This is a genomic window from Geomonas sp. (assembly GCF_035254065.1).
Lineage (GTDB): Bacteria > Desulfobacterota > Desulfuromonadia > Geobacterales > Geobacteraceae > Geomonas.
In genome coordinates this window covers 1-4388 of the sequence record NZ_DATFBA010000270.1, presented here as the reverse complement: position 1 = coordinate 4388, position 4388 = coordinate 1, and the positions used below count along the sequence as shown (strand labels likewise).

Here is a 4388-nt window from a genome sequence, read left to right as displayed (position 1 = left end):
TCAGCATCGAGCAGGAGGACCTCCAGATCTGCAAGGAGATCGGCCGCCACGGCGGAGCCCTCGTGAAAGAAGGCGCCTCGATCCTCACCCACTGCAACGCCGGCGGCCTGGCCACGGCGGGCTACGGCACCGCGCTGGGGGTGATCCGCGCCGCTCATGAAGCGGGCAAGGGGATCCGCGTCTTCGCCGACGAGACCCGCCCCTGGCTGCAGGGTGCACGGCTCACCGCCTGGGAGCTGATGAAGGATTCCATCCCGGTCACCCTGATCACCGACAACATGGCCGGCTGGCTGATGAGGACCGGCCAGATCGACTTCTGCGTGGTGGGCGCCGACCGCATCGCCGCCAACGGCGACACGGCCAACAAGATCGGCACCTACAGCGTGGCGGTGCTCGCCAAAGAAAACCGCATCCCCTTCTACGTCGCCGCCCCCATCTCCACACTCGACCTCAAGCTCTCCAGCGGGGATGACATCCCCATCGAGGAGCGGGCTTCCACCGAGGTGACCCACATCCAGGGCGTCAGGATCGCGCCGGAGGGTGTGAAGGTGAGAAATCCGGCCTTCGACGTGACCCCCGCCCGCTACATCACCGGCATCATCACCGAAAAGGGTGTGGTGCGCGGCGATTACGAAAGGGAGCTGAAGGCGCTGGTCGGCTTATGAACCGGCCCGGAGAGTTCGCAAACGCCCTGATCGCAGCCTTGGGAGGCGAGACGGCGGACGGGCTCCCGCATCTCCTCCAGCAGGCAGGCTTTTGCTACGAGGCCCGCTCCGCAGAGAACCTGCGCCTTCTGGCCGAAGTGCTCCCCCTGGAGCTGTTGCGGGAGCTGACCCTGGCTGCCCTGGCCACTCCGCTCCCCGACATGGCCTTGAACGGCCTTGAGCGCGTCTCCGGTGTGGTCGGGCGCGAGGCCCTGCTGGACGTCTGCTCCCGTCGTTCGATGGCCGTCCAGCTGATGAACATCTGCGGCTCCTCTCCCTTTCTCACCAACATCATCTGCAAGGACCCCTCTTACTTTCACCGGCTGTTCATCCAGCGCGAGATAACCGGCAGGCGCAGCGAGGCCGAGATGCTGGCCGCCCTCCGCAGCCGCATCCCCGTCGACATCGGCTATCTCGATGTCTTCCCCCATCTGCGCCGCTTCAAGTATTCCGAGGTGCTGCGCATCGCCGCCCGCGACCTCAACGGCCTGGCTCCCCTGGAGGAGGTCACCGGGGAACTCTCCTCGCTGGCCGCGGCGACCCTGCAGATCGCCTACGAGACGGCCTTCGCTGAGCTGGTCAGGGAACACGGGCTCCCCATCGTCAATACCCCGGAGGGGCCGGTGGAGGCCACCTTCGTCATCATGGGGATGGGGAAGTTCGGCGGGCGCGAACTCAATTTCTCCTCCGATATCGACCTCATCTATTTCTACTCATCCGACCGCGGCGAGACCGCCGGCGTCCCCGATGGCAAGGGCGGGAGCAAGGGGAAGATTTCCCTGCACGCCTTCTTCGTGAAGCTTGCCGAGATGGTCAGCCGGGCCATCTCGCAGGTGACCGGCGACGGTTTCGTGTTCCGGGTCGACATGGGGCTGAGGCCGGACGGGAAAGCAGGCGACCTCGCCACCTCCATCCGCTCGGCCGAGGTCTACTACGAGTCCTGGGGGCAGTCGTGGGAGCGCGCCGCCCTGATCAAGGCGCGGCCGGTGGCCGGCTCCCTCGAGCTTGGTGAAGAGATCCTGGCCGCCCTGACCCCTTTCGTGTACCGGCGCTACCTCGATTACAACCTGATCGAGGACATGATGTCCATGAAGCTGCGCATCGACGCCTCGCTCACCAGGTTGCACGAGTCAGAGATCAACATCAAGCTGGGGCGCGGCGGCATCAGGGAGATCGAGTTCTTCATCCAGGCGCTGCAGCTGGTCTACGCTGGCAAGAATCCCATCCTGCGCGAGAAGAATTCCTTGAAGGCGCTCCAGATCCTGCGGGAGTCCCGCATCATCAAGGAGGCGGACTGTGTCGCCTTGAGCGATGCCTACCGTTTCCTGCGCACCGTCGAGCACCGGATCCAGGTGGTGCAGGAGCGGCAGACCCACGCCTTGCCGACCAAGGATGACGAGATGCAGGCGCTGGCCCGGCGTTGCGGGTACCTGAGGAACGACGGCGCCACCCGCTTCATCGAGGCCCTCACCGCTCACCGGGATACCGTCTCGGCCATCTACGGCGACCTCTTCCTCTCCCGCGACCAGCGGATCAAGGAGGAGGTGCTCCCGGAGGTCTATTTCTTCCTCGACCCCAAGGCCGACTCCGACCTGATCAAGGACATGCTGGCGGAGCGCGGTTTCGAGCACGTGGACGCAGCCTACAACAACCTGCTGGTGCTGCGGGACGGCCCCGCCAGACTGAACCTGACCGAGCGGGGGCGGCGGACGCTGGAAAAGATCGCGCCCCTCTTCCTGCAGGAGGCCTTCGCCTCGCCGGACCCGGACCTCGCCCTGGCCAACCTGGAGCACTTCCTCTCCTCCGCCAGGACCCGGTCCTCCTTCTACGCCCTGCTGGCCGAGAACCGGGATATCCTGAAGGTGATCACCTCCATCTTCGGCATGTCCGAGTTCCTCTCCAAGATCTTCATCGGGCATCCGGAGCTTTTGGACGGCATGACCACCCGCGGCTACGCCTACCTGATGAAGGAGCGGGAGACCATGGTGGCGGAGTTGGACTCCCTGCTGAGCGACGCCGACGACTTCGAGGAGCAGCTGGACGCCATGCGGCGGTTCCGGCACGAGGAGTTCCTGCGCATCGGCATGAACGACGTGTACGGCAAGATGGGACAGCCGGAGGTCGCCATGCAACTCACCAACCTGGCCGAGGTCTGCCTGGCCGCCGCCTGCTGCCTCGCCACCGGCGAGCTGGCGCGCTTCGGCAGGCCGATCGTCAAGGGGGAGGACGGTAGCGAACACGAGGCCTCCTTCGGCATCGTCGCCATGGGGAAGCTGGGAGGCTTCGAGCTCAACTACCACTCCGACCTGGACATCATCTACATCTACGACGGCCAGGGGATGACCAACGGCGAGAAGAGCATCACCAACCGCGAGTACTTCGCGAAGCTTGGGCAGAAGGCGATCATGATCCTCACCACCCAGACCCGGGAAGGGTTCGTGTACAAGATCGACACGCGGCTGCGTCCCTCCGGCAACGCAGGTCCCCTGGTAACTTCGCTGGACGCCTTCATCAGCTACCACTCCACCGAATCGCAGATCTGGGAGCGGCAGGCGCTCACCAAGGCCAGGGTCTGCTATGGCGATCCGAAGCTCACGAAAATCGTCGAGCAGGTGATAGAGAAGGCGGTGTACGGGGCTGGAGCGGGTGAAGAGGTGCGCAAGGAGATTCACCGGCTGCGCATGCGGATGGAGAACGAGCTCGCCAAGGAGAGCGAGGGGAGCTACAACATCAAGACCGGCCGCGGCGGCATGGTTGATGTCGAGTTCGTCATCCAGTTCCTGCAGTTGAAGCATGGAGCAGAGCATCCGGAGATCCGCAGCAGCACCACGCTGCAAGCCCTGGATGCCATGCGGAAGCTCTCCATCGTCAGCGAGGAGGAGTTCCAGACCCTTTCCGAGGGATACCAGTTCCTGCGCCGGCTGGAGAACCGTCTGCGCATCCTGCACGACTCCTCGATGAACGACCTCGGTGGACCCGTAAAGTACCTGAACAAGCTGGCGCGCAGGCTTGGTTACGACCCGCAGCTGAAGAACCCGGGCCAGGCGCTGATGGCCGACTACGAGCGGGTGACCGAGGGCGTGCGCGCGGTGTACGAGCGGGTGCTAGTCGGCTGATCAACTTTTCCGCCTCCCGCCAACTCCTCCCTCGCCCCCCCGGGAGAGGGCCGGGGTGAGGGAAGCCCCGTCCAGCGGATAAGCACGAGCCTTTTCTGAACGATTCGTTATCGCAATATGGACCGATTGGCAAAACCGTTCCGCTGTTCGTCCCTTCTCCTTCAAGGATAGGACAGGATGAGGATGGGGTTCATTTCCGGCTCAATACCCCATCCTCACCCCGACCCTCTCCTTGAAGGAGAGGGGGAAGTGGACGGAGGGGATGTTGGTTTATATGGAGGATTCATGGAAGTACGGGTTTACTACGAAGACACCGATGCCGGCGGGGTGGTGTACCACGCCAACTACTTGAACTTCATGGAGCGGGGGAGAAGCGAGTTCCTGCGGGAGCGCGGGCTTTCGGTGGGTGAGATGCACAACATGGGGATCATCTTCCCGGTGGTCGCCATCAACATCAATTACCGGGCGCCGGCCCGGCTCGACGACCTGCTGGAAGTGGATACCCGTATCATCGAAGTCCGCAACAGCGCCTTCATCGCTGGACAGCGGGTGATCAGGAAGGAAGACG

At 63.9% G+C, this 4388-nt stretch carries 3 protein-coding genes; all 3 read left to right on the top strand.

All coding sequences use genetic code 11. From position 1 onward, the window contains the following. Positions 1 to 665: S-methyl-5-thioribose-1-phosphate isomerase (gene mtnA, locus VJ604_RS12390; RefSeq protein ID WP_324082930.1), on the top strand; the 665-nt coding region annotated here is incomplete at its 5' end. Then, complete coding sequence (gene glnE, locus VJ604_RS12385; protein ID WP_324082929.1) at positions 662 to 3820, top strand: bifunctional [glutamate--ammonia ligase]-adenylyl-L-tyrosine phosphorylase/[glutamate--ammonia-ligase] adenylyltransferase; 3159 nt, start codon at positions 662 to 664, stop codon at positions 3818 to 3820. The genes mtnA and glnE, both read left to right, overlap by 4 nt. A 285-nt stretch (positions 3821 to 4105) precedes the next feature. After that, positions 4106 to 4388 (top strand): YbgC/FadM family acyl-CoA thioesterase (locus VJ604_RS12380; protein WP_324082927.1); only part of this gene is annotated, 283 nt, incomplete at its 3' end.